At 70.1% G+C, this 24,874-nt stretch carries 19 protein-coding genes and 3 pseudogenes; 5 read left to right on the top strand and 17 right to left on the bottom strand.

Going from position 1 to position 24,874, the window contains the following annotated elements:
• Window positions 1-9 precede the first annotated feature (9 nt).
• The 5 genes from IE326_RS00505 to IE326_RS00485 all read right to left on the bottom strand — a co-directional run bounded on the left by IE326_RS00505 (window position 10) and on the right by IE326_RS00485 (window position 5,243).
• Window positions 10-1,182 carry a DnaB-like helicase N-terminal domain-containing protein gene (locus IE326_RS00505; RefSeq protein WP_190040465.1) on the bottom strand — a complete coding sequence of 391 codons (1,173 nt, stop codon included), beginning with the start codon at window positions 1,180-1,182 and terminating at the stop codon, window positions 10-12.
• Complete coding sequence (locus IE326_RS00500) at window positions 1,179-1,418, bottom strand: hypothetical protein (protein WP_190040464.1); 240 nt, start codon at window positions 1,416-1,418, stop codon at window positions 1,179-1,181. Before IE326_RS00500 ends, IE326_RS00505 begins: the two co-directional genes overlap by 4 nt.
• Window positions 1,415-3,202: a type IV secretory system conjugative DNA transfer family protein gene (locus IE326_RS00495; protein WP_190040463.1), complete on the bottom strand. Its 1,788-nt coding sequence runs from the start codon at window positions 3,200-3,202 to the stop codon at window positions 1,415-1,417. Before IE326_RS00495 ends, IE326_RS00500 begins: the two co-directional genes overlap by 4 nt.
• Before the next feature lie 95 nt (window positions 3,203-3,297).
• Complete coding sequence (locus IE326_RS00490) at window positions 3,298-4,368, bottom strand: hypothetical protein (RefSeq protein ID WP_190040462.1); 1,071 nt, start codon at window positions 4,366-4,368, stop codon at window positions 3,298-3,300.
• A gap of 131 nt (window positions 4,369-4,499) precedes the next feature.
• Window positions 4,500-5,243 (bottom strand): hypothetical protein, encoded by a 744-nt coding sequence (locus tag IE326_RS00485; RefSeq protein WP_229915143.1) that lies wholly within the window; start codon window positions 5,241-5,243, stop codon window positions 4,500-4,502.
• A 249-nt stretch (window positions 5,244-5,492) separates the two neighbouring features.
• On the opposite strand from IE326_RS00485, the pseudogene IE326_RS00480 reads away from it, so the two are divergent.
• Window positions 5,493-7,038, top strand: a pseudogene (locus IE326_RS00480) (ISL3 family transposase).
• Between the two features lie 85 nt (window positions 7,039-7,123).
• Here the strand turns inward: IE326_RS00480 and IE326_RS00475 are convergent.
• Window positions 7,124-8,209, bottom strand: coding sequence for a PP2C family protein-serine/threonine phosphatase (locus tag IE326_RS00475; protein WP_190040461.1), 1,086 nt, complete (start codon window positions 8,207-8,209; stop codon window positions 7,124-7,126).
• Between the two features lie 625 nt (window positions 8,210-8,834).
• Between IE326_RS00475 and IE326_RS00470 the strand changes: the two genes are divergently transcribed.
• Complete coding sequence (locus tag IE326_RS00470) at window positions 8,835-10,733, top strand: alkyl/aryl-sulfatase (RefSeq protein WP_190040460.1); 1,899 nt, start codon at window positions 8,835-8,837, stop codon at window positions 10,731-10,733.
• Window positions 10,734-10,804: 71 nt separating this feature from the next.
• Here the strand turns inward: IE326_RS00470 and IE326_RS42005 are convergent, their stop codons facing one another.
• From IE326_RS42005 to IE326_RS00425, 10 genes and pseudogenes are all read right to left on the bottom strand, one after another.
• On the bottom strand, window positions 10,805-11,053 hold the full coding sequence (locus IE326_RS42005; RefSeq protein ID WP_190042291.1) for a hypothetical protein: 249 nt from the start codon (window positions 11,051-11,053) through the stop codon (window positions 10,805-10,807).
• Window positions 11,054-11,297: 244 nt separating this feature from the next.
• Window positions 11,298-11,366, bottom strand: a pseudogene (locus IE326_RS42000) (hypothetical protein); the annotation flags it as partial.
• A 20-nt stretch (window positions 11,367-11,386) separates the two neighbouring features.
• The gene (locus tag IE326_RS41995; RefSeq protein WP_190040459.1) at window positions 11,387-11,713 is read right to left on the bottom strand and encodes a helix-turn-helix domain-containing protein; all 327 of its coding nucleotides are present in this window, start codon (window positions 11,711-11,713) and stop codon (window positions 11,387-11,389) included.
• A 36-nt stretch (window positions 11,714-11,749) separates the two neighbouring features.
• Window positions 11,750-13,444, bottom strand: coding sequence for a flavin-containing monooxygenase (locus tag IE326_RS00455; RefSeq protein ID WP_190040458.1), 1,695 nt, complete (start codon window positions 13,442-13,444; stop codon window positions 11,750-11,752).
• A gap of 108 nt (window positions 13,445-13,552) precedes the next feature.
• Complete coding sequence (locus IE326_RS00450) at window positions 13,553-14,773, bottom strand: MFS transporter (protein WP_190040457.1); 1,221 nt, start codon at window positions 14,771-14,773, stop codon at window positions 13,553-13,555.
• Window positions 14,770-14,991, bottom strand: a pseudogene (locus IE326_RS00445) (hypothetical protein); the annotation flags it as partial. The gene IE326_RS00450 and the pseudogene IE326_RS00445, both read right to left, overlap by 4 nt.
• 481 nt (window positions 14,992-15,472) lie before the next feature.
• Complete coding sequence (locus IE326_RS00440) at window positions 15,473-17,023, bottom strand: SulP family inorganic anion transporter (RefSeq protein ID WP_190040455.1); 1,551 nt, start codon at window positions 17,021-17,023, stop codon at window positions 15,473-15,475.
• A 73-nt stretch (window positions 17,024-17,096) separates the two neighbouring features.
• Window positions 17,097-17,699 (bottom strand): carbonic anhydrase, encoded by a 603-nt coding sequence (locus tag IE326_RS00435; RefSeq protein WP_190040454.1) that lies wholly within the window; start codon window positions 17,697-17,699, stop codon window positions 17,097-17,099.
• 456 nt (window positions 17,700-18,155) lie between these two features.
• Window positions 18,156-18,815, bottom strand: coding sequence for a response regulator transcription factor (locus IE326_RS00430; RefSeq protein ID WP_190040453.1), 660 nt, complete (start codon window positions 18,813-18,815; stop codon window positions 18,156-18,158).
• Complete coding sequence (locus tag IE326_RS00425) at window positions 18,745-20,190, bottom strand: sensor histidine kinase (RefSeq protein ID WP_190040452.1); 1,446 nt, start codon at window positions 20,188-20,190, stop codon at window positions 18,745-18,747. The genes IE326_RS00430 and IE326_RS00425 overlap by 71 nt, the downstream gene beginning before the upstream one ends.
• Window positions 20,191-20,968: 778 nt before the next feature.
• Between IE326_RS00425 and IE326_RS00420 the strand changes: the two genes are divergently transcribed.
• From IE326_RS00420 to IE326_RS00410, 3 genes are all read left to right on the top strand, one after another.
• Complete coding sequence (locus IE326_RS00420; protein WP_190040451.1) at window positions 20,969-21,124, top strand: hypothetical protein; 156 nt, start codon at window positions 20,969-20,971, stop codon at window positions 21,122-21,124.
• A gap of 129 nt (window positions 21,125-21,253) precedes the next feature.
• Window positions 21,254-22,495: a phenylacetate--CoA ligase family protein gene (locus IE326_RS00415; protein ID WP_190040450.1), complete on the top strand. Its 1,242-nt coding sequence runs from the start codon at window positions 21,254-21,256 to the stop codon at window positions 22,493-22,495.
• Between the two features lie 65 nt (window positions 22,496-22,560).
• Window positions 22,561-23,070: a glycine-rich domain-containing protein gene (locus IE326_RS00410; protein WP_190040449.1), complete on the top strand. Its 510-nt coding sequence runs from the start codon at window positions 22,561-22,563 to the stop codon at window positions 23,068-23,070.
• A gap of 653 nt (window positions 23,071-23,723) precedes the next feature.
• Here IE326_RS00410 and IE326_RS00405 read toward each other — a convergent pair.
• Window positions 23,724-24,842: a PP2C family protein-serine/threonine phosphatase gene (locus tag IE326_RS00405; protein WP_190040448.1), complete on the bottom strand. Its 1,119-nt coding sequence runs from the start codon at window positions 24,840-24,842 to the stop codon at window positions 23,724-23,726.
• Window positions 24,843-24,874: the final 32 nt, after the last annotated feature.

Genomic DNA, 24,874 nt, shown 5'->3' with positions numbered 1-24,874 from the left:
GGGGTGGAGTCAGCGGTGGCTGCGAGAGGGCGTCCGACCGGTGTGCGTTGGGGAGCTGGGGCCCGCCCGAGGCAGGGGCGATGGCGTCTCGCGTGTCGTGCTGCGGTTGAGAGCCGCGTGCACCCGCGCCGGTGGCGGCCCGTCCGGAGAAGACGTAGGGGCCGATACCGGAGAGGCCGTCCGGCCGTGCGCGGTCTGCCATCGGGCGCGGACCTCGTCGAGTGGACAGAGTGCGTGCAGGGCGTGGTTGATCAGCCGCCCAGGAGCCAGGGCCTCGTCCTCGGCCAGCGCACGGACGGCGCGTGCGGAGGAGGCGGCGGCCTGGCTGAGCGAGGAGCGCATCACCTGCTGGCCGAGCCATTCGGCGTTGCCGGCTCCCACGCCGTCGCAGATGAGGGCGAACCGGCCCTTCGACAGCGTGCCGTCGGTCAGCAGGCCGCGTCGCTGGGCCTCCCATAGGAGGGTGATCCGGTCGAGGGGCTCACCCCGGTGGTGCAGCGCGCCGAGGCACCAGTAGAGCTGTCCGTGGACCGGGTCGGCGAAGTCCCCCGGCCGCAGCCAGTCGACCACCTCGCCCATCGCGCCCGGCCGCTCGACGAGGAGGGCCAGGAGGAACACCTCGTCCTCGGCCACCTGATCGGCCTGCGCCGGCGGAACGGCGGATGGGGTGACGGCCGGCGGAACGGCGGGCGCGACCGGTCGCGGTTCGGTGCCCCACCGCCGGGCGAGATCCGTGAGCACCCCCGCCAGGACGTCCGCGTAGTGCAGCGTCCCCTCGACCTCGCCGCGCAGCGCACCCGTGCGCGCCTCCTGGTGAAGCCGGACCGCATGCTCGGTGACGGTGCGGTGGATCGCCCCTTCCAACACCATGCGGCCGTACACCGGAGCATGCCCCGGACGCGGACAGGTCGAGATCAGTACATGGGCGTACGAGGCGGTCAACCCCCGTACGTGAAGACCAGCCTCGGCGACCGCGTCGGTCACCCACGACAGCGGCACCGGCCGCTCGCCCTCGGCCGCGGGGTGGCCGTCGCTCCCGAGCTTGCGCAGCGCGCCGAACAGGGCCTGGTGGACGGGCCGGTAGAAGTGATCCGGCGCGAGCCACTCCAGGTGCGCGAGCTGGCCTGGGTCGAGCAGCACCGCGCCGAGGAGGGCCTGCTCGGCGTCCATCAGCGGGTTCACCGCCATCCTCCCGTACGGGGAACGGACGCGGCGGACGGCTCATCCAGTCGGGCACGCAGAGCGGCGACCGCATGGTCGGCGGTGGACAGCGCCTCGGCGAAGCCGTTCAGCACGGTGATGAACGCGAGGTCGGAGAGCGGAACCGACCCGACATCACCGACCAGCCACCACCGGCCTGCGTGCAGGACGGCCGGCGACTGCGCCAGCTGCGCGGAGGACGGCGTGGGCGCGCTCATGCCGACAGCCCGAAGTCGTCGTGGCCAACAGTCTTCGCCAGGGCCCGCTCGGTGATCGCCTTCGTGGCGCGGGCGGAGGCAGGCCCGACCACCTTGGCGGAGGGCTCCTTGTACCAGGGCCGGATGCTGAGCATGGCGATTCGCAGTCCGGTGGCGAGCAGCAGCACCTTGCCCTTGGGCAGGGCGCGGATCGCGTCCGGGGGCAGGATCCTCTCGGTGCGCATGCTGATCGAGGTGGACTTGCCGCCCTCGCTCGTGGAGACCGAGACGGTCTGGACGTCGTGGTCGCCGACCTGTCGGCTGAGGCGGTCGGCGAAGTCGGCGTCGTCGATGCCCGATCCGACGATCTTGACGGTGGCGGCGGACCAGAGGGCGTCCATTCCGGCCTCGCCCCAGCACTGCTGGCCCTGCCGGTAGGACTGCAGGATCGTCACCGGGATGACACCCCGGCTGCCCAGGTGCGAGTACAGGTCCGGCAGATCGCTGATGCGGCAGACGTTGGCGGCCTCGTCGAGGACACACAGGGCTGGCGGGTCGAGCCGACCCCCGGAACGCTCGGCGACGATCACGGCCGCGCGCATCACGGCGTCGGCCGCTGCCGCGATGATCGCCGACGCGCTGCCGCCGCCGTCCTTGCTCAGCAGGTACAGCGTGTCGCGGGACGTGGCGAAGGTGAAGGGCTTGAACTCGGGGAGGTCCTTGCTCGGGGTGACCCAGGCGGCGACGTCCGGGTCGAGCAGGCAGCTCGCGTACTGCCTCGCCGTCTCATAGATGCCGTCGCGGGTCTCGGTCGCACCGGAGACGGTGCCCTGGAGCTGGGCGGCGACCGCGTCGTGGCCGGCGTCGGTGAGCAGGTCGACCGGGGTCCGGTCGGCGGGGGAGGCGAGCCATGCCAGCACGTCGGTGATCGGCCGCCGGTGGCTCGCGGCGGCCAGGAACAGGGCGCCGAGCGTGTTGGACGCGGCGGTGGACCAGAAGTCGGAGCCGCTCGACTCGTCCACGCTCGCCGCGACGAAGTGCCCGGCCAGCCGCTTCGCACCGGCAAGGTCGCGGGCGTCGGCCAGGATGTCCCACCACATCTCGCGCGGGTGGTGGGCGATCTGCTGGGGGTCGAGGGTCCAGACCGTGCCGACCTCGGCGCGGGCGTCCACCGTCGCGGTGAACGCGTCGTTCGCGGCCTTGTTACTGGTGAGCAGGACCGGGCCGGGAGCCGCGAGGATCGCGGGGATCGCCAGGCCGGACGTCTTACCGGAACGAGGGGCCATGATCGCGACGATCACGTCCTCCCACGAGGCCCGGACCTCGGCCCGGCCCGGGTCGAGGGTGCCGAGCAGGATGCCGCGGTCGGCGGGAGCGACCTCCTTGTCGTCCCGGTCGCCGAGGGACGGGCGCAGGCTCTTGGCCTTGGCGGTGATCTCCTTGTCCAGCAGCGGCGCCAGGTCGCCCTTGCGGGCGAGACAGGTCTTGGCGCCGGCACGTCGGCGCAGCCAGACCACCAGGACGGCGGTGAGCAGGGCCAGGGTGAGCAGGGCGGGAACGACGCGGGCGCCGGTCAGCAGCGCGGTGGTGCTCAGGGCCGGCCACAGCATCTCCGGGTGGAGCAGGGCGTCGGTGGCGCGGAGCGGGGCCCATGGGCCGCTTCCGACGAGGGCGTTGGTGAGGTTGCCGGTCAGCCAGGCCAGCGAGCCGAAGGCCATGGCGGCGCCGAGGACGCCGAACAGGAGGTAGAGGAGCGCGTCGGAGCCGGCGGTCGTCGACGGCGCGCTGGTGCGCGGGGAAGGCACGGGCGGTTCCTTGGGGTGCGAGCGGGCGGGGGCGGGGCGCGCTCGGCTCTCGTGCAGGCCACGGGACTACTCCTTACGGATTGGGCGGGAACGTTTCAGCGGGAACGAGGGGAGGTGCGGCCCACGGACGGAGGCGATGCGGCGGGCGGCGGGGTACTGGTGCCGGGGCGGACCTTGGCCGCGACGGGCGAGGTCTGGCAGGCGGCGACCTGGCGCCGGGCGTCGGTGTCGACGGACTCGCCGACGTAGCCGACGGCCAGGCCCGGGTCGATCGCGACCCGGTGCCCCAGGTCGGTCAGCTGGCTCGAGGCAGCGGAAGCGGCCAGCTGCCGGTCCGGGCCGGTGATGTGCGATGCAAGGCTGTAGGAGGCGGGGTTGCCCGGGTCGGCCGGGGCGGTGAATCCGCAGGAGCGCAGGACGCGGTGGGCCGATTCGGGTAGGTCGGTGCGTCCGTCGGCCCAGACCATGCCGTCGGCCCAGGTGTAGATCTCGACGTCGGTGCCGTAGGTGTCGGCCAAGTTGCCCATCGGGGCTCCTTCCGCAGAACGGGGCGGGGCAAGAGAAGTGGAGGAGGGCACCGGTAGCGATGCTGTGCTAGGGGAGAGCCGTCGGCCCGGGTCCGGGTCCGGGACATGGGCAGGGGAAGGTGAGGCATCCGGGTCGGCACCGAGAACGTCGTCGAGCAGTTCCCGCGTCCGAAGGACGCTGATCATTTTGTGGTGCCGGGGATCGGTGCGCTCGGCCGAGCACGCGGCGATGCCGTCTTCGGCGGCCTCCAGCTGTTCCCGTACGTCTTCGAGTAGGCCGTGGGCGGCGGCCAGCCGGGTCCAGGTCTCCATGGCGGGGTTGTGGTGCGGGTCGTCGAAGGCCAGGCGGACGCGGACCCAGTCGGCGGCAGCGGCGACGAGTTCGGTCAGTTGGGGCAGAGCACCGACGAGCGCGCCGTTGACCTCTTCGATGATCCCGGCCACCTCGTCGGGCGAGGCGTCCTCGGTGAGCCGGGTGATCATCCCCGGCACGGAGGAGGGGTCGGCGGCGGCCGACGGGAGGCGACGGATCTGAAGGGGCGGATCGTCGATGGGCCTCCGGCCGCTGTGGGCGAGCCGGATGTTGTGCTGCATCGCGGCGCCGATGGCCTCGCCGATGCTGGAGTAGTACTCGGGCACGGGTCCTCCTGAAGGGTGGTGCTGACGGGCCGGGCCGGGTGGGAGCACGCGCTCCCACCGGAGGAGACGAGTTTGCTCTTGTGGCGGAGGAATGCGGCCGGCGGATGACGCGACGGAAGAGGAAATCCCGATTACCGCCGGGGGCCGGAGAGGTGCGACGGACGGGCGGACGGGCGGAGTTCCGCGACATCGCTAGCGAAGGCCGCGGTGGCGACATCGGCCTTGGCCCCCGCGGGCGAAACGGCTAGCGCCGCGCTCCGGGAGGCGGACGGGTTCGAGGAGCGCGTTGCCGACTCGGCCTCGGACCGGGACGGTCCGCCGACACGACGCAGATCGTCCTCCGAGTCGACGAGCTCCGACTGCGCCGAACAGACGAAGTCCGCCGCGAAGCCGAACCGGTCGGCCAGCCGGTACGCCTCGTCGTCGAGGCCGTTGATGTGCTCGCCGGCGGCCTCCAGTGCTTCCCGGATGTACTCCAGGGCCCCGTGCTCGGGGTGGAGAAGCTGGTCGACGGCTCGCCGAAGGCCCTCGCCGTTCTCGGCCGACCGGATCTCGTCGGTGATTTGGAGAAGTGCGGCGCCAGCGGCATAGGGCTCAAGGGGGTTCGCCGGGGGCTCATTCGGGCCTTGTCCAGGGAGGGTGCGAGGGCGACGTCGTAGCGGGCGGCGCGGAGCATGTCGGCGGTGCGGCTGGCGATTGCGACCTGGTCGGCGACCGGGCGTGGTGGTGGGAAGCCGGTGGCGCCGGCCGTGACAGTCCTGGGTCTGTTGGAAGCCGGCGTGCTTGAGGAGCATCGCGGACAGGTCGTCGGCGGCCCCTCTGGCCACGACGCTGCCGCTGAACTCGGAGGAGATGGTGATCGAAGGGGTGGGCACACGGGCTCCTGGGCGTGGGGAATCGGATCGACAGGGGAGAGGATCCGCAGAATCCGTGATTTGGCCCGGCCGGGGATCGCTGATAGAGGCCGCGAGCCGCACCGGGGCCTCCCCTTGGGCGACGGGAAGCGAGAGTCCGGTGCCCCGTGGCAGCGGGGCACCGGACAGCTAGTACTCGGGTCTGTCAATCGAACGGCTCTGTCTCATATCCGGTGGTGACGGGGCGTCGTGAGGGTCGTTGGCCATCACATGAAGGATGTCAACGAGCTTGTGCAGATGGTGTTTTCGGGTCTCTTCCCGCTGGTCATCGGGGATGTGGCCGACGAGGGTGAACGGATTGTGGTGCGGGCCCGGACTTCGCAGGAGGCCGTGATCTGTCCGGGGTGCGGGGCGTCGGCGGGGCGGGTGCGCAGCTACCACTGGCGGACAGTCGCCGACGTGCCGGTCGACGACCGCCGGGTGGTGGTCCGTGTGCGGGTGCGGCGTCTGGTGTGTCCCATACGCGGCTGTCGGCAGACCTTCCGCGAGCAGATGCCCGGAGTGCTGGAGCGATACCAGCGTCGTACGGCCCGTCTGACCAGGCAGGTCAAGGCCGTGGTCAAAGAGTTAGCGGGCCGGGCTGGATCGCGTTTGCTGGCGATACTCGCGGTGGGCGTGTCGCGTCACACGGCCCTGCGGACCCTGCTGCGTATCCCGTTGCCCACCGGGCGGGTGCCCCGCGTGATCGGCGTCGACGACTTCGCCCTGCGCCGGCGGCATCGCTACGCCACCGTGGTGATCGACGCCGAGATCCATGAACGGATCGACGTACTGCCCGACCGCACCGCCGACACGCTGGAAGCGTGGCTGCTCAAGCATCCGGGCGTCGAGGTCGTGTGCCGAGACGGCTCCACGACCTACGCCGAGGCCATCCGCCGCGCCCTGCCCGACGCAGTCCAGGTCGCCGACCGGTGGCACCTATGGCATAACCTGTGCGAAGCCGCCCTGAGCGAGGTGAAGGCACACAGCACCTGCTGGGCCGCCGAGCTAGACGCGCCCATCTACGACGGACCCCGCGCGCAGACGACTCTGGAGCGCTGGCACCAGGTCCACGACCTGCTCGAGAAGGGTGTGGGCCTACTCGAATGCGCCCGCCGCCTGCAACTGGCCCTGAACACCGTCAAACGCTATGCGCGAGCCGACCGGCCCGAGCGGATGCTCCGAGTCCCCAAGTACCGCGCCAGCCTCGTCGACTCCTGCCGCGAACACCTGCGCAGACGTCGTGCTGCGGACCCGGCCGTCCCCGTCCAGCACCTCTTCGAAGAGATCAAGGCCCTTGGGTTCACCGGATGTCTGAACCTCTTGCACAAGTACATCAACCAGGGCCGCGCGGACGCCGACCGCAGGCACGTCTCCCCGCTCCGGCTCGCCCCGATGATCCTCGCCAGGCCCGACAACCTCAAGGCCGAGCATCGCGGTCTTCTGGCCCGCCTTACCGCTGCCTGCCCCGAGATGACCCAGCTGGCCGCCGTTGCCGAAGGCTTCGCCGAACTCCTGACACCTTGCGAAGGTAATGCCGACGGTCTCTCGCGCTGGATTTTCAAGGTTCGCTCAGCCGATCTGCCCCATCTGCACGCCTTCACCCGGAGCCTGGACCGAGACCGCGACGCTGTGATCGCCGCACTCACACTTCCGTACAGCAACGGCCCCACCGAAGGCGTCAACACCAAGACCAAACCAAGACCAAGCGGATCGCGCGTCAGATGCACGGACGAGCAGGCTTCACCCTCTTCGCCACCGCATCCTCCTCGGATAGCGGCACTCTCCGTCACCACCGAATATGAGACAGAGCCGAACGATTTACAGTCCAGATCTCCGGCCGGCACCACGACCCCGGCATCCTACGGGACCGCCCCCGGGGCGAACTCCACCAGAATCAGGGCGGAATCGTCGTCAGGCACCGCTCCGGTGAAGGCGGCGACGTCGGCACGTACGCGGCGAAGAGCTTCCTCGGGGCTGCCTTCATCCAGAAGCGGCCCCGCCCGCTCGGCCACCGGGTAGAACCGCCCGTCCCGGTCCCGCGCCTCACTCAGACCGTCGGTGTAGAGCAGGAGCCGGTCCCCTGGTTGCAGGGCCAGTCGCGTGACACTGTCCAGCACGTTGCCGGAGCCTGCCAGCCCGGTGAGCCCGAAAGGCGGCACCGGCTCGTCCGGCTCGAGGAACCTGATGCCACCATCAGCGGTGCGCAGCAGGGGCGCGGGGTGACCCTGGTTGAAGGCGAGGAGCTGTCCGTCCGGGCTGATCTGGGCGAGGATGCCGGTCACGAACCGTTTGCCGTCAGTGGAGCGTTTCAGGGCGGATTCGATGCGTCGGCCGACCTCCGTGAGGTCCTCGTACTCCGGACCGGCCTCACGGAACGCGGCCAGCACCACGGCAGCGCAGCGAATGGTGCCCAGCCCTTTGCCCTGGACATCAGCGATGACGAGGCGTACGCCGTAGGGGGAGGGCACCGCCTTGTACAGGTCCCCTCCGACACGGGTGGCCCGGCTCGCGGATACGTAGGAGGCACCGATCCGTACGGGGCCGAGCACCGGTGGCAGGGGAACGAAGAGCACGTCCTCCAGCGTCCTGGCCACCTCCTGCACGTCGACGAGGCGTCGCTCGGTTTTGAGCCTGATCCACGCGGCGTAGACGGCGGCGAGCGTGACGTACGCGATAGCGGCCAGCGCGACGTACATGCGCAGCGCGCCAAACCGGTCGGCATGTGCCGCGAACAGCAGGCACAGCAGGGCGGCGACGCCCCCCATCGTCACGACGTTCCGGATGCTTCCACGCCCTGCGGCGATCGCCGGGCCGGCGGCGTACACCGGCAGCAGGTTGTACTCAGGCCCCGTCAGCGCGTCCACCACCGCGACACCCAGCATGACGCCCAGGGGCAGCGCGGCCGACGAACGCACCATCGGCCCTGCGGCTCGCAGCCACTCCATCGCCGCACCTCCTGTCCACTCTCCGGCCAGGGGCACTCGCGACCCGCCCGGATCAGGACCACGACAGACGTGCTGGGATCACTCGATGCCGTGTTCCGGCCGGTCCTGGAGTACCAACATAGAAGGGACGAGCCGGTTCGGCGAGGTGGGACGGCATACGCCGCTCCCCGTCACCCCAGCCCGTCCACCAGCACCGCCCCACTGCGCGACCACCCATGCTGCCCGGCGGTGTCGTCGTCGGTCAAAAGTTGGCGAGGCCCTGGACGGGGAGCACGCAGGGCGGCCGAGCGTTCCTCGGCCAGGTGAACAGGTCCTTGCAAGTCGGGAAGTGGTGCTGGGCCGCACCCCGCAAGGCTCGCTCGGCGACGACCGAGATGGTGGACCCCACCCAGCCGTGCCTCCAGGGACCGGCGCTGATTCGCGGGAAGGACCCAGCCGCGCAGTGTGCTGATCATCCCCCGAGTATCGGGACGACCTTCGTCGGCGGCAGCCCGGAAGCGGAGCGGCGACCGACACCACCCGGACGGCTCATCCGGCTCGTGGCCCGTTGCCCCAGCCGCGAGGGTGGGGGGAACGGCCCGCTGTCGGCGGGCGACGTGCAGAACAGCACGCCGAGGAGAGCAGCATGAACCGCAGCACAGGGCCCGCGCCTGCCGAGCCGTCCATCGTGGAGGCGAACGCGGCGGTCCTGCGCCGTTTCCCGTTCGATGACACCCGTGACCTCGAGGACGCGCGCCGGGGCTTCCTGGGTACGGCGCGCGACCCGCTCGTACGCGGTGCCGACGGTGCGGTGTGGGACCTGGACGCCTACGGTTTCCTGGCGGGTGACTGCCCTGCGACGGTCAATCCGAGTCTGTGGCGCCAGAGCCGTCTGGTCGCCGACCACGGCCTGTTCGAGGTTGCCGAGGGCATCTACCAAGTCCGCGGCTTCGACCTGTCGAACATGACGCTGGTCGAGGGGGAGCGGGGCGTCCTGGTCATCGATCCGCTGATCTCATCTGAGACGGCCGCTGCCGCCCTGGCCCTCTACCGCGCCCACCGCGGTCAGCGCCCCGTCACCGCGGTGCTGTACACCCACAGTCACGTCGACCACTTCGGTGGGGTGCGCGGCGTCGTCGGGGAGGCCGAGTTGGCGGCGGGAATCCCGGTGATCGCCCCGTACGGCTTCCTGGAGCACGCGGTGAGCGAGAATGTCTACGCGGGTACCGCGATGGCCCGGCGCGCCGCGTACATGTACGGCGCGGCGCTGCCCAGGGGCGAACGCGGGCAGGTCGGTGCCGGGCTGGGCCAGACGACCTCCACCGGAAGCGTCGGCCTGATCCCTCCGACCCTCACCATCTTGCGGACCGGTCAGGAGGAGGAGGTGGACGGCATCCGCATGGTCTTCCAGCTCACCCCAGGCACGGAGGCGCCGGCCGAGTTGAACATCCACTTCCCCGACCACCGGGCCCTGTGCATGGCCGAGAACGCCACCCACAACCTCCACAACCTGCTGACCCTGCGCGGCGCGGAAGTGCGCGACCCGCGTACGTGGGCCCGCTACCTCGCCGAGGCCGTCACCCTCTTCGGGGCGGACACCGACGTCGCCTTCGCCTCGCACCATTGGCCGGTGTGGGGCCGGGACCGGGTAATCACCTTCCTCAACGAGCAGCGCGATCTGTACGCCTACCTGCACGACCAGACCCTGCGCATGATCAACGAGGGGTTCACCCCGCTGGAGATCGCCGAGCGGATGGAGATGCCGCCCGTACTTGAACAGGCCTGGCACACCCACGGCTACTACGGCTCCGTCAGCCACAACACGAAGGCCGTCTACCAGCGCTACCTCGGCTGGTTCGACGGCAACCCAGCGCACCTGTGGGAGCACCCGCCCACCGAGGCCGCCAAACGCTACGTCGAGTTCATGGGCGGAGCCGGGGAGGTCCTGCGCCGAGCCCGCACGTCCTTCGACGAGGGGGACTTCCGTTGGGTGGCGCAGGTCGTCAACCACGTCCTCTTCGCGGACCCGGACAACCCTGAGGCCCGTGACCTCCAGGCCCGGGCCTTGGAACAGCTCGGCTACGGCAGCGAGAACGGCACCTGGCGCAACTTCTACCTCATGGGCGCCCTGGAACTGCGCGAAGGAGCGGTCGGAACCCCGACCACCACCGCGTCCCCCGACTTCCTGGCGGCCCTCACTCTGGAGCAGCTCTTCGACGCCGCTGCGATCCGCGTCGACGGCCCCCGCTCCTGGCACGCCGACATCACCATCCGCTGGAACATTACGGGAGCCGACCCGGTCACCCTGCGCCTGCGTAACGGCGTCCTCACCCACGGGTCCGCCAGGGTTCCCCTCGACGCGAACCCCGATCTCGACATCACCCTCGCCGAAGCCGACCTGCGCGCTGTCCTCCTCGGCACCCTCTCCCCAGCGGATCTTCTCACCAGGGAAGGTGTCCGGGCCACCGGCGACACCGCCAAGCTCACCGAACTCCTCGGCCACCTCGGACGGCCCGACCCCGACTTCGCCATCGTCACGCCCTGAACCCGCGTGCCCGTGGTTCAAGTCTCAAGGTTCACGACGCACTCGACATATTGATCAGAAAGTCATCGGGTTCACTCGTCGAGGACGTAGCGGACGTGCGGGGCTTCGAGTCTCGGCGGCGAGTTCGGGCTGGTTCCTGACTCGGTGTGTGGGGGCAGGCTGCGTTTGAGGTCGGCGTTGACCAGCTCGCCCGGTTTCAGCTCGGCTGAGTACGAGGGCAGGAAGTGCAGCTCGATCTCGTCGACGTGGTCGGCGAGCCGGGCGAGGAAGCGGCACCTGACGTTCGCGTCGAAGGTCTCGGTGAAGACCTTGAAGTGCATCCGCCCCTTCGTTCGCGGGCATCGCGTTCACGAAGAACCGGTTGCCGGTGCGGCGGACGACCGGCGTCCGTCCCTGCTCGCCCCAGGTGCGGCCGGTGACCTGGTCCGAGCGGATCCCGACCTGGTCGCCGAAGAAGACTTCGATGCCTTCCGCCTTCGCCCTGGCCCGGATAGCCGGCCAGGCCTCTTCGCACCAGAGGCGGACCGCCGCCGGGGCCTGCTCGACCGACCGCTTGTCCAGCCGCTGGAAGGTCAGGTCCCACCGCTTCAGGTAATTGGCCACTCCCGGCTCGGTGAAGCGGACCCGGTACAGCTTGATGATCAGCTCGCCTATCAGCCCCCGCGTCCACAGCTGACCGGAAAAAGTCCCAGGTCGCAGGGGATGTGATCGAGGACCGCCTGCCGCACGGCGGCCTGCTCGGTCTCGGACAGCACCTGATGCTCGCCTGTGCGGCGGCCTCGCGGCCGGGACGGCAACGCGTCCTGGCCACCCGCCTGCCACTTGGCCCACCAGTTGTCCACGGCCCTGACCGACACCCTGAACAGGGCCGCAGCCTCCGGCCGGTCCCGGCCTTCCACCACCGCGGACACCGCCAGCAACCGCACAGCCTCCTGCGCGTCCGGCGACCATATCCGAGCATCCTCCACCAGATCGGTCACGCACGGTCAACGAGCCTGAACCCCAAGCGTTTCGGATCAGTAGGGGTCCGACAGGGAACGCCCGTCCGTGGAGGAGGAGAGGACGAAGCCCGCGTAACCCGCGCGGGCCACGGCGTCACACTCTTCCCTGTACCGGTCGAGCCCGCCCGCGTAGGCGAGGAACACGCGGGGCTTGCCCGGGACGTTCGCCCCCGTGTACCAGGAGTCCACTGCCGGGTAGAGCGTGCGGGCGGCGAGTTCCGCCACGCGTGTCCCCCAGGCGGCCTCGGCGGACGGGGTGGCGTCGATCTCGGTGAGGCCGTTCCTGAGCAGGTGGTCGATGCAGTCGGTGATCCACTCGACCTGTTGTTCGAGGGACACGGTGATGTTGGTGAGTACGGAGGGGCTGAGCGGCCCGAGGACGGTGAAGAGGTTGGGGAAGCCGGCCGAGACGAGCCCGAGGTGGTTTCGGGGGCCTTCGGCCCACCGCTCACGGAGTGTCATGCCTCCCTTTCCCACGATGTCGATGGCGATCTGGGAGCCGGTGAGGGCGTCGAAGCCGGTGGCGAGGACGATCACGTCGAGGTCGTGCTCCCCGTCCGAGATCCGGATGCCTCGGGGGGTGATCCGCTCGATCGGGGTCGCGCGCAGGTCGACGAGCGCCACGTGCGGGAGGTTGTACGTCTCGTAGTAGCCGGTTCCCAGGCAGGGGCGCTTGGTCGCGAACGGGAACGTGCGCGGGGAGAGCAGTTCCGCCGTCGCGGGGTCGGTCACGATCGACCGGATCTTGGACCGGACGAACTCCGCCACGGTCTCGTTGGCCTTCTCGTCGGTGAGGATGTCGGTGTAGGTGCGCAGCAGTCCGTTGAGGAAGCCCTCGTCCCAGGCCGCCTCGTAGGCGGCGGTGCGCTCCGCCTCGTCCGCCTCCAGCGCCGAGCGGGTCGGGGGCGCGAAGACGGTCCCGCCCCGCGAGCGCCGCTGCGCCTGCCGGAACTCGGGGTACCCGGCTTTGAGCGCCGCGCGCTCCGTGGCCCGCAGCGGGCGGTTGCGGGCCGGCAGGACGTAGGCCGGGGTGCGCTGGAAGACGGTCAGGGAGGCCGCCTCCTCGGCGATGACGGGAACGGCCTGGACGCCCGAGCATCCGGTGCCGATCACGGCGACCCTCTTCCCGGCGAAGGAGACGTCCTCGCGCGGCCACCGTGCGGTGTGGTGGACGGCGCCGGTGAAGCTGTCGGCCCCGGGAATCCGCGGATCATTCGGGACCGACATGCAGCCTGTCGTCAGGATCACGAAGCGGGCGGTGACGGCCCCTCCGGCGTCCGTGGACAGCCGCCAGCGATGGTCGCGTCCGTCGTACACGGCTCGTATGACGCGCGTGCGTAGGACGACGTCCTCGCGCAGGTCGAACCGGTCGGCGACGTGGTGGATGTAGCGCAGGATCTCCGGCTGGGCGGCGTAGCGTTCGCTCCACTCCCACTCCTGGTCGAGTTCCGGGGAGAAGGAGTAGGAGTACGACGTGCTCTCGATGTCGCAGCGGGCCCCGGGGTAGCGGTTCCAGTACCACGTTCCGCCGATGTCGTCGCCGGCCTCGAAGACCACGGCCGTCAGGCCGAGCTCCCGCAGCCGGTGGAGCTGGTAGAGGCCGGAGAGCCCGGCCCCGACGATCACGGCGTCGACCCGGTCGCCGTCGGCGAGTGGCCGGGCGGCGGACACCGTCGGGGCGCTCGTCGGAGAACTCGTCGGACGGCTCATCTGGCGGCTCCTGTTCTGTCGGACCACGGACGAAGGGGAAGGGGAGCGGAGAGGCTGCTGTGACGGGTTCTGGGTCGTCCTCCCGCGCACATGCCGGCCGGCCGCTCGTCAGGTGGGGCGGCTGCCGCCCCTCGCCACGGCCGGGATGACCGCGAGGGCAAGGGAACCAGCTGCCGCGGCCAGGACCGGGTATCCGCCGGCACCCATCACCAGTCCCGAGGCCATGCCGCCGGTCGCGCCCGCCACGGACATCCCGACGTCCGCGAGGCCCTGCACCGCGGCCCGGTTCTCGGCGGGCGCGGCGTCCGTGAGCATGGCCGTGCCGCCGAGCAGGGCCAGATTCCAGCCGACTCCGAGCAGGACCAGCGCGCAGGCCAGGAGGGGGAGGGAGTGCGGTGGGGCGAGGCCGGCGAGCAGACCCGCGCCCAGCAGGACGGCTCCGGCCGCGGCGGCGACCCGCCGCCCGCCGATCCGGTCCGCGAGCAGGCCGCTCAGCGGTGACGGCAGGAACATCGCGCCCACGTGCAGGGCGATGACCAGGCCCACCGCCCGTGTCGTGTGGCCGTGGCCCGCCATGTGGACGGGCGTCATGGTCATCACGGCGATCATCACCAGCTGCGCGGTGATCATCACGGTGGCGCCGGTGACGACCCCGGGGGCGGGGCGCCCGGTACGGGCGGCTCCGGGCTCCCGGGGCGGGGTCGGGGGCAGTTGGTCCGGGCGCGACCACACCAGCAGGACGAGCGCGGCCGCCACGTACGCGACCGCCGCCAGCAGGAAGGGGCCCGTCAGCCGTGGCAGGCCCCAGGTGTCGGCGAGGTCTCCGGTGGGTCCGGTCAGGTTCGGGCCGACGACCGCTCCCAGGGGCATGGCGAACAGGACGGTTCCGGCGGCCCGGCCGCGTCGTTCGGGTGGAGCGAGGTCGGCGCCTGCGTAGCGCGCCAGGAGACCGGTGACCGTACCCGCCCCGTACACGAAGAGGGCGGCCAGAAGCAGGACGGGCCAGCGCGCCGCGGCTCCCGCTACCACGCCCGCGCTGCCCAGCGCGGCGATGCCGTTGCCGAGCGCCAGCCCGGGACGGCGCCCGAAGCGCTGGCCGACGCGCCCGAGCCCCGCCGCTCCGAAGGCCGCTCCGGCGGTGTAGAGCGCGGCCGGGAGTCCGGCCAGACCGGTCGAGCCGAGCAGGTCCTGGGCGAGCAGCGCGCCGACCGTGATGCCGGCCGCCATGCCCGCGCCGCCGAGCGTCTGCGAGATGCAGAGCACCGTCAGGGCGCGGCGCTGTTCACGGGAGAAACCCGCCACCCTGGTTGAGGAGGCCGTCTGGGTCACGTGTGGTCCCGCACGGGGACCGTCGGTCCGTCGGGCGTCTCCGTCCCGCCAGCCAGGCTGGCTATCTCCGCCAGCGACATGTGCGGTTCGTCGTGCGGGAACCGCACGATCGTCCAGTGCGGCAGGGCGTCGGCGTCGAGGGGGCCGAACGCGGCCGTGTAGAGGGGGATCCAGCGCAGGGCCTCCTCGGCGGCGGTCTCGCGTCCGGGTGCTTCCTGACGTACCACCTCCTCGTGCGGAGTCGGGCCAACCAGTTCTTCGGTGCTGGGCGCCCGGTCGGCGGCGTGGTCCGAGGGGGCGCGGACGGTGGACGTGGGCATGAGGCTCCTTCGGGGGCCGTCGTCGGGCGCGCCTGGCCGCCGCGGACCTCGGCGATACAGGCGTCGAGGTCACCCTGGAAGACACGCCCCTCTGGGGCGCGCAGGTGGGCGCGGACGCTCAACGGTGTGTGCTCGTAAGGCGTGGATGATGACAGCGCTCGACGGCGGCATGGTAGATCGGGGTGTCGGCCACTCGGCAGGAGCTTCACGGTGAGCTCTCCGGGGCAGTGGAAGGCGGGCGGTGCGAACGAGAGCTGTCGACGCGGCGACGGCCGCGCCGACAGCGTGGGGCGTCAACGGGTCGAAGGACGTGACCGCTCTTGGTGGTGCCGGTGCGCGGTGGAGCCTCCTGAAGACGAAGAGAAGGGGTGCACGTCCGTCAAGAGGTGGTTCCGCGAGGGCCGTCCCCGGTGTCGCCGCCCCGTGCGGCAGCCACGAGGGCGGTCTTGCGCGGCGCCGGATCCGGCATGCCTCCGGGGTCCCGGACGCCGACGCTGTTCTGGGCGGTCCACGCGTCAAGGGCGGTACGGCAGGCGTGATCCAGGTGACGCAGCCGGGAGAGGTCGATCTTCACCGGCCGGTCCTTCGGCAGCGCCTCCAGAGTGTCGAGGATCAGCGGAAGGCGCAGGAAGGTGGCGCTGCCGCTGAGGGCGACCGTGGTGCGCCCATCCCGCTCGTCGATGTCGAGACGGACAGCGGAGGTCTCCCACGCCGTCTTGATAACGGCCGCCCCGATGCCGACCAGGACACCCATGAACATGTCCGTGGCGATGATCGCCAGTCCGGTCGTGGCCAGCACCACTGCCTCGCCACGGTGTTCGCGCCAGAGCGTCCCGAACATCCTGACCGGGACGAGCTTCGCGCCGGCGTGGATGAGCACCCCGGCGAGCGCGGCCACAGGTATCAGACCGAGGACGGCGGGGAACAGGGCCGCGAACAGCAGCAGCCACACTCCGTGGAGGATCCTGGACATCTTGGTACGGGCACCGGCCTGGACGTTGGCGGCGCTGCGCACGATGACGGCGGTCATGGGCAGCGCGCCGACGAGGCCACACAGTGTGTTCCCCGCTCCCTGGGCGATGAGCTCCTTGTTGTAGTGCGTGCGCGGGCCGTCGTGCATCCGGTCCACGGCGGCGGCGCTGAAGAGGGACTCCGCGGAGGCGATGAGCGTGAAGGCGAGAACGACGCCCAGCAGCGCGGGATCCGCCAGCAGCCCGATGTCGTCCAGGCCCGTCAGGTTCAGGGAGTCGATCAGGCCGCGGACCTCGATGGTGGCGACGGGCAGGTCCAGCACCGCCACCGCGAGGGTGGCCAGACCCACGGCGACCAGCGGTCCGGGAAGCAGCCGGGGCAGGCGTCCGGGAAGCCGCTTCCACAGGATGAGCACGGCGATGGCTCCGACACCGATCGCGCAGGAGGAGAGCGCCGGGGCTCCGGACACACTCCTCGTGAGCAGCTCCGGAAGGCCGGCTAGGTTGTCGAGACCGTTTCCGTGCGCCTCGGCTCCCACCAGGGCGTAGAGCTGGCTGCCGATCAGGACGAGGCCGATGCCGGCGAGCATGCCGTGGACGACCGCGGTGGAGATGGCACGGAACCACCTTCCGAAGCCGACGACACCGAGCGCGATCTGGAGCAGTCCCGTGGCCAGGACGAGGATGCCGAGCGCACCGACGCCATGGCTGGTCACGGCCTCGAACACGAGGACCGTGAGACCCGCGGCCGGGCCACTGACCTGAAGCGCGCTGCCCGGCAGCGCGCCGACCAGCAGCCCTCCGACGATTCCCGTGACCAGGCCCAGTTCGGCGGGGACACCGGAGGCCACGGCGATGCCGACGCACAGGGGGACGGCGACGAGGAACACCACGACCGATGCGAGCAGGTCGCGGGAGAGGATGTCCGGCTGTAACCGGAGACGTGGAGAGGTCTTCATTGACTTCAGCTCCTGGGGGTGGGGGGAGCGGCAGCCGAGGGCGGCGGGGGACCGCGCGCGCCGGCACCGCCGTCTACAGGGAGGAGAAGGTACCCGTGGCGATCTGGTGGGCCTGGACGGCGCCGGTGTGGACCTCGTAGTACCAGGCGTGCAGGCCGAGCCGGCCCTCGCGGACGGCCTCGCTCACGCAGGGGTAGTCGCGGAGCCTCTGCATCTGCGCGACGACGTGGTGCTGCACGGGCAGCGCGACATCGGGACCGAGGTCGCCGAAGTCGGGCCCGCCGTCGTCCGTGGGGGCGGACCGGCTGAGCCAGCCGCGTACCGCGGGCAGGGTCCGCAGGTCGTCCCCACGCGCCACGGCTCCCACGGCGCCGCAGTGGGAGTGCCCGCAGAGGATGATGTCGGACACCTCCAGCACGGAGACCGCGTACTCGATCGTCGCCATCTCGCTGGTGGCGTTCTCCGGGTCGTACGGCGGAACGATGTTGCCGGCGGTGCGCAACTCGAACAGTTCGCCCGGGCCGACGCCGGTCAACAGCGTCGGGACCACACGGGAGTCGGAGCAGGTGATGAACATGGCGGAGGGCCGTTGGCCGTCCGCGAAGCCCTGGAGACCGGGTCCCTCTCCGCCGTAGCGGGAAGGAAAGTCCCGGGCCTGGTCGATGATCTGCAACACAGGAGTGTCCTCCTTGGGGAAGTGGTGCGTGGCTCGTCGTACCGGTGGCGGCTTCGACCGGCGCGACAGGGCTCTCGGGTGTACGGAGTGGCACGGGTGCCGGAGGAACAGCTGCGAGTCGTCGCGCGGAGGAACCGTCGAGGTCGTCCATGCCTGCTGTAGGTGCGGTGGCGCCCTGGTCCCGGAATGGCGCCACGGCGACCGAACGCGCCGTCCCAAGGGCGTCGCGTCGCCGGTGACCCGCAGGAACACTATTGGTCCAGACCATGAGCTGGAAATGAGATGACGGTGAGACAGTTCTCATGAGCCGGACCCGGAGGCCGCCCTCCAGCAGGACGCGCTCGCGGGCGCAACAACCCGCGGCCGCCCACGGCCCACGGGCGATTCCGCCGGTGGACCGGGCGCCGCGTACACAGGCCGGCGCGGGGCCGCCACAGCTCGAACTCGCGCCGAAGGTCAGACTCTGAGCCGGTAGCCGACCCCGCGCACGGTCTGGACGCGTTCGGCCCCGATCTTGCGCCGCAGGTAGCGGACGTAGACGTCGACGATGTTCGAGCCGGGGTCGTAGTCGAACCCCCATACATGGCTGAGCAGTTGCTCCCGCGAGAGCACCCGGTCGGGATTGCGCATGAGGATCTCCGCCAGGGCGAACTCGCGGGAGGACAGGTCGGTGACCCGGTTCCCTGCCCGGACCCGGCGGGTACGGAGGTCGAGGACCAGATCTCCGACCCGCAGCAGGAAACCGTCCAGCGGTTCCTCGCGGCGCAGCCGCAGCCGTACCCGCGCCAGTAGCTCGTCGAAGGCGAAGGGCTTGGACATGTAGTCGTCGGCCCCGCTCTCCAGTCCACCCACGACGTCGCTCACCGCGTCACGGGCGGTGAGGATGATGACGGGCAGGGTGACGCGTGCGTTTCTCAGCTTGCGCAGGACCGTCAGTCCGTCGCGGCCGGGCAGACCGAGATCGAGGATCAGGAGGTCGAAGTCGCGGCCGCGTGCGAGCTCGTAGGCGGAGACACCATCGGCGACGACATGGGTGACGTATCCGCTACGGCTCAGCCCCTTTTCGACGAAGGAGGCGATTCTTGCATCGTCCTCCGCTATCAGGATCCGGCTCACCGTGGGTGTCCTCCGTCGTCGGGTGCAGTGCGGGAATGTCGATGACGAAGCGCGCGCCACCGCCGGGAGCGTCCTCGACGTGGGCGCCGCCGCCATGGGCTTGGGCGATCTCGCTGACGAGCGCGAGCCCGATGCCGATACCGGTGTCGGAGCTTGCCGTATCGGCCTGGTAGAAGCGGTGGAAGATCCGCTCGCGATCCTCCGGTGCCACGCCCGGCCCGGTGTCGGCGACCCACAGCACCACCCGGCCGTGCCGCAGACGCGAACCGATCTCGATGGTGCCCGTCTCGGTCGTGTGGGCGACCGCGTTGGCGGCGAGTTGCATCAGCGCCTGGGTCAGTCTCTGACCATCCGCTCGAACGGTGGCGTCGGCGACTTCGGCGACCTTCCAGTGCCGACGTCCCAGCCCCTGCGCGTTGGCCGCCACGTCGACCGCCAGATCGGTCAGCGAGGTCGGGCCGAGGTTGAGGAAGTCCGGGCGCTCGGCCCGTGCCAGGAGGAGGAGGTCGTCCACGATCCGGCGCATCCGGTTCAGTTCGCTGAGGAGCAGTGCGCGGGTCTGGTGGGCCTCGTTGCCCTCGGCGGCGTCCATCAGTTCCAGATGTCCGCGCACGACGGTGATGGGTGTCCGCAGTTCGTGCGCCACCTCGTCGAGGAAGCGGCGCTGTGAGGTGAAGGCCTGGGAGAGCCGTTCGAGCATATGGTTGAACGTTTCAGCGAGTAGTGCCACATCGTCATTGCCCCGTACTGGCAGCCGCTGCGTCAGGTCGGTCTCGCTGATTCGCTCCGCCGTCTGCCGGACCAGTCGGATCGGAGCCAGCACTCTGCCCGCCACCAGCCAGCTCGCCGCCCCGGCGACCAGCAGGGCGACGCCTCCTGAGGCCAGCAGGGTTCGCGCCATCTGCGACTCCCGGCTCAACTGTCGGTCCCGGAAGGCCACCAGAACGAGACGGGTGTCGGCACGGTCGCCCCGCACCCGCACCGGGACGACGCCGTAGCGGACACGCCCCGCCGGGGTGTCCAGCCACCGGATGCCCGGATCGGTCGTTTCCGCCACCATGGCCACGACCTCGGGATCCCGATCCAGACGGGTCGGCACCGGACCGGGGCTGCGCCGGTCGGCGCGCCCGTCGACGACACTGAAGAAGGCCGTTTCATGGGCGGGATGGTGCACCGTCATGAACGCCGTGAGCAGCGCGGCCCCCGTGCCGAAGGGCTCTCCGGAGTGCGGGTCACGCGAGGTCCGGGCGAAGGCACGCAGTTTGTCCGCCTCGGCACGGAGCTGTACGTCGACCTGGCGGTCCAGCTCGGCCCGCCAGAGGACCGTGATCCCGAAGGTGGGCACGGCCAGAGCCGCGCTCAGCAGCAGCATCATCCAGCCCACGATCCGGGACCGAGCGCTGATCGACACACTCGGCATCAGTCGTCCCGCTCGGCGTCATCGTCGTCTTCCCAGAGGCAGCCCGACCCGTCCTGTTCCTCCAAGTCCGTCAAGTCGTCCCAGAAGTCGTCGTCCTCGGTCTCCGGGGGAGGCAGGGCGGCCACCTCGCTGCCACCGGAGCGGGGGCAGGCGACAGAGGGATGCGGGAAGGTGGGGGAAGGTTCGGCCGGCCGGCCCGGGCGGGGCGCGGAAGTGGCCGGAGGTGCCTGCGCGAGGGGAGGCCCCAGGACGACCGCAGGGCCCATGGAAGGTGGAGAGTGCTGCCCCGGCCAGTGCCACACGATCAGCAGCGCCGGCAGGGCCACTCCCGCTCCTAATGCCAACCCCAGCCTGTGCCACAGCATCCGGTCATTGTGCCCGCTCATGATCCAGGCGCCGGACACGAGGAGAGGATTCTCATGCGCGGGGCTGCGGGCATCCGGCCGATGTCCCCTCCTCTCCGATGGCGCGACCGTCAGCCCACGTCGCCGCGCACGGGGGACGTGGGCTGACGCGCCGGACGCATCGGCGCCCAAGGAGCGCCGAGTCGTCGGGATCACGCCAAAGACGGCTGTGACAAGACCACTTCTCATGAATCTTCTTTACCAATCGTTGACAGTCCGCCGATCGCGCTTCTAAATTCACCGAGCGGATCGCCAGGAGCGCGTCATCAGGTAGTGCCTCCGTGATCGGTCCGCACGAAGTAAGCCTTCCACGAGCATCGGAGATAATCATGGAACAGCTCATCCGGAGGATGGCAGAGGACGACGTCTGGAAGAACTGGCTGGCCGTCAACTCCGCGCAGCTGCAGGCGAAGAACGGGTGCATCAGCGCAACGCCCAAGAGTGGCTGCATCAGTGCGACCCCGAAGGCCGGCTGTATCTCCTGACGCCTCGGCGAGGGCGCCCGGGGTGAATTCGTGGGAGGTTCCCCTGCTTGCCCCGGTGCGCTCCGGGCGCCCGATCGTCGACCCCTTGTCCCGTTCCGATTCGACCATGCGCAAAATGAGAAGGAATTAATGAAGGGCCAGCCGACCGACACGGTGATCCAGCATGTTCGCGACATACCGATCTACCAGAAGGCGTTGGCCGAGGGCTACTTCCCCCTCCTGGAGAAGCCGGAGATCGCGCGGGGATTCCCCGACAACTGGATGACGCCCCGACTCGCGGCGGCACTGGCATCGGGTGAGGCGGAGTTCGTCCTGTCCACCGGGACCAACCACGCGCGCATGCAGATCATCCGGCCTCCGTACTTCCTGCTGTACTCCTACTACGAGTTGTGGAGCAGCCACCCCGACATCGCCGAGACGTGGCGGTCGGGCTGCCGCCGAGTCTCCCTGACCACGGTGCTCGCGACGGAGCACGTGGCGAGGATCAACGCCGCCCGGCGGGGCGTCGAGCCCGGCCCCGTACCCACACTCGATGACCGCTGGCTGGACGAGCGCACCTGCTACCTCAACCTCCATCTCGATCCGGCGACATGGGACCGTGGGGAGGTGATGCGCATGCTCGACGAGATCGATCGGGTGCGGAGGAACCACCCCCAGGGGCTCTACCACCTCGACTGCTCCGGCTACCACCTGGCGCATCTGGTGCGGAAGGCCCTGGCCTGGAACCTGTGGGACGCCTTCCCCCCGCCCGCCAGCATCATCCACGCCTACGAGTACACCCCGGTGAACGTACGGCGCTACCTGCACGGCCACTTCGGCTGCCCCGTCATCGACCTCTTCGGCAGCACGGAACTGGGCTACCTGTACTTCAGCGACCGTGACGGCCGGTACCGGCCCCACCTCGACGGGATGAGCGTCGAACTCCTCCCGGTGGCCCACGGAAGCACGATCCACGAGCTCGTCGTGACCAGTGTGCGCAACCCCTACATGCCACTGGTCCGCTACCGGACGGGGGACTGCGTGCGCACCTCGGACGGCGAGCCGGACCCGGAGACCATCGTCCAGTTCTGCGGCCGGGTGAAGGAGTTGCTGAGCACATCGCAGGGACCGGTCGCCCAAGGCGATCTCGACCGCCTCATGGGCGACGCGTCCGACGCGGTCTTCGTCCACCGGCTCGACGTCCACGGCGACAAGGAGGCCACTCTCCTGTACACGACGTTCACCGGCGAGCCCGTCGGAACCGGGGAGGCGGAGGCGCTGCGGCAGGGGCTCGACGAACTGACCGGTCGTCGCTGCCGAATCGAGCACCGAACCCACATTCCCGTCGGGAAGTCCGGGAAGTACGCCTGGCTCACCGCCGGCGGCGCCTGACCTCACCGACGGATTCCCTCTCCTCTTTCTCTTCTGACTTCCTTTTCCTCAGGAACCGGAGCACCATGACCAGAGGTCGAACCCTCTCTACCTACGACATGAAAAGTCTCCTCGGGGAGTCGCTGCACGCGGAGATCGTGCGGCATTTCACGGACGGGACTCCGGACGCTCCGGTGGATTTCGTGGAGCGCCAGATAACCGAGTGCCTGCGCTACCTCTACCTCGTCTCCCGTCATCGGGAACAGCTCGGCGGACTCTTCCTCCCGGTCGAGCAGGACATCGACGAGATATGGCACTACCTCATCCTGCAGACACGCGAATACCGCACCTTGTGCGAGGAGCGCCTCCCCGGGCGATTCTTCATCCATCACCGGAGCATCGCCTACGAGGAATACCAGCAAGAGCCGGGTCGGGAACAGGCACTGGAAGAGGCGCTGCGTTGGATCCCCCTGTACTGCCGTGAATTCGGGCCCTTCGACGAGGGTGCGCTGCCCCACTGGACCATCGTGCGATTCCTGCACGAGGAGATGGGCCTGTCTCTCGCCGCCATCGCCGATCTGAAGCAGGTGGCCTAAGCGTGAGCGGTCCCCTTCCTCGGAGCGCCGCCGTTCTCGATCCGGCCGGCCCGCTGGGCGGCCACACGTCCCGAATCCGCGCGGCGTCCGCGCTCCACGAAGCGTGACGCGGCGGCAGGAGCCCGGACACGAGTGCAGCCTCCTGTGCGCCAGCGTAGGACTCATGCCCGATCAGGACGCAGGCCGCGGGCGACGGCACCACTTGACCGGCGCACTGATCCTCGCCCGCGCAATCGTCTCGGGTGCCCGGACCGTCGCCCGGGACACCGCGCGGAGACAGCGGCGCGCCACCCGGTTCCGGGGCGACCCTGCGTCCAGCGCCGTCTGCCTGAACGCCGCAACTCCGCGCCCTGTTTCACACTGACCCGCTCCGCGGCGATGCTCGACAGCCCTTCCCCAAGGCTGCTCCTCGACCGATCCGGTCAACCATCAGCGGCCCGTGCCGTCGGCCTTGGTGGCGACCCGGCACAGGTCGTGGTGGTCGAGCGGGCGTCGGTCTCGACTACCGGGCCGAAGCCGTCCAGCTCGGGGACGGACCTGAACGACAGGCCTCGGGTGTGTCGAGTCGTCACCGCCATTTCCCCGGAAGCAGGTAGCGGGGCGAGGCCCACCGGGGCGGCGGCATGGTGGTGGCCGCCGCCTCGCCAGGGTGTCTACGTCGTCCTGTTGGACGGGCTCTGCACGGCGAGCAGGGCCATGTCGTCGGTGGGGTGACCGCCCGTGTGGCTGCGTACGTCCTTCACCACAGCCGAGAGAAGGCGTTGGGGTGTGGGAAACGTGCGTCCGGTGAGGCGTTGGACGGGGTCGTAGAACCGGCCCATCTGGTCCCGGGCCTCCGAGAGGCCGTCTGTGTACATCAGCAGGATGGCCCCTGGTGGGAAGTCCCAGTGGTCTTCCGCGGGTTCGCCGCAGGCGAGTTGGGCGAGTCCCAAGGGGACCGAGAAGGCGTTCGGTGTGAGGAGCGAGGCCGTTCCGTCGGATGTGAGCAGCAGTGGGGGTGGGTGGCCCAGGTTGATGGTGCGTAGGGTGCCGGGTTCGTCAGGGATTTCCGTGAGGAGGCAGGTGGCGAAGCCTTCGGCGTCGCCGTAGCCGCTGCGTCGTGCGGTTTCGCGGGCCAGGGCGCGTTCGAGGTCGTTGGCGACCTCGGTGAGAGTGGCTGCCCGGTCGGCTGTTTCCCAGAAGGCGCCGAGGATGATCGAGACGGTCTCGATGGCCTCCAGTCCCTTGCCGCGTACGTCGGCGACGATGGTCCGGGTGCCGTGAGGGGTTGCGCGGGCGGCGTACAGGTCCCCGCCGACGAGCGTGTCCTGCTGGGCGGTCTCGTAGTGCGTGCTCAGGCGTAGTTCGCCGATGTGCTCGGGTGCGGCCGGCAGGACGGCGCGCTGCGCCGCCTCGGCCACTCCTCTGGCCGCTGTGATCTGGGCGTTGACTCGTACGGCGGCGCGGTTCAGTACGACGGCCATGACGGTGGCGAATCCGATGGAGATGAGATGGGTGGCGAGGTCCTGGTTTGCCGCGGTACCCCCGATGCTGTCCGAGACGACGCTGAGCAGCAGCTCGGCCGCGATGCCCGCGACACCGAAGGAGAGTGTCCCCCACCAGGTGTAGAAGGGAGCGGCCATGAGGGGGGCGACGACGAACGCGGGCATTCCGGTCAGCTGTTCCGGGGTGAAGATCTGGAAGACGACGCCGAGGGTGACCAGAAGGGCGGGAATCGCGCGGGCGCGCTTGCGGGTGGTTTCGCTGCCCGAGTTGTTGCTGCTCAGAGACATTTCGCTCCGTTGTGTCCCCTCCGGTTACGCGA

This window comes from Streptomyces filamentosus, from assembly GCF_014654895.1.
Taxonomy (GTDB): Bacteria; Actinomycetota; Actinomycetes; order Streptomycetales; family Streptomycetaceae; genus Streptomyces; species Streptomyces filamentosus.
Note: the sequence above shows the minus strand (reverse complement) of the source record. Positions and strands in the feature narration are given on the sequence as shown.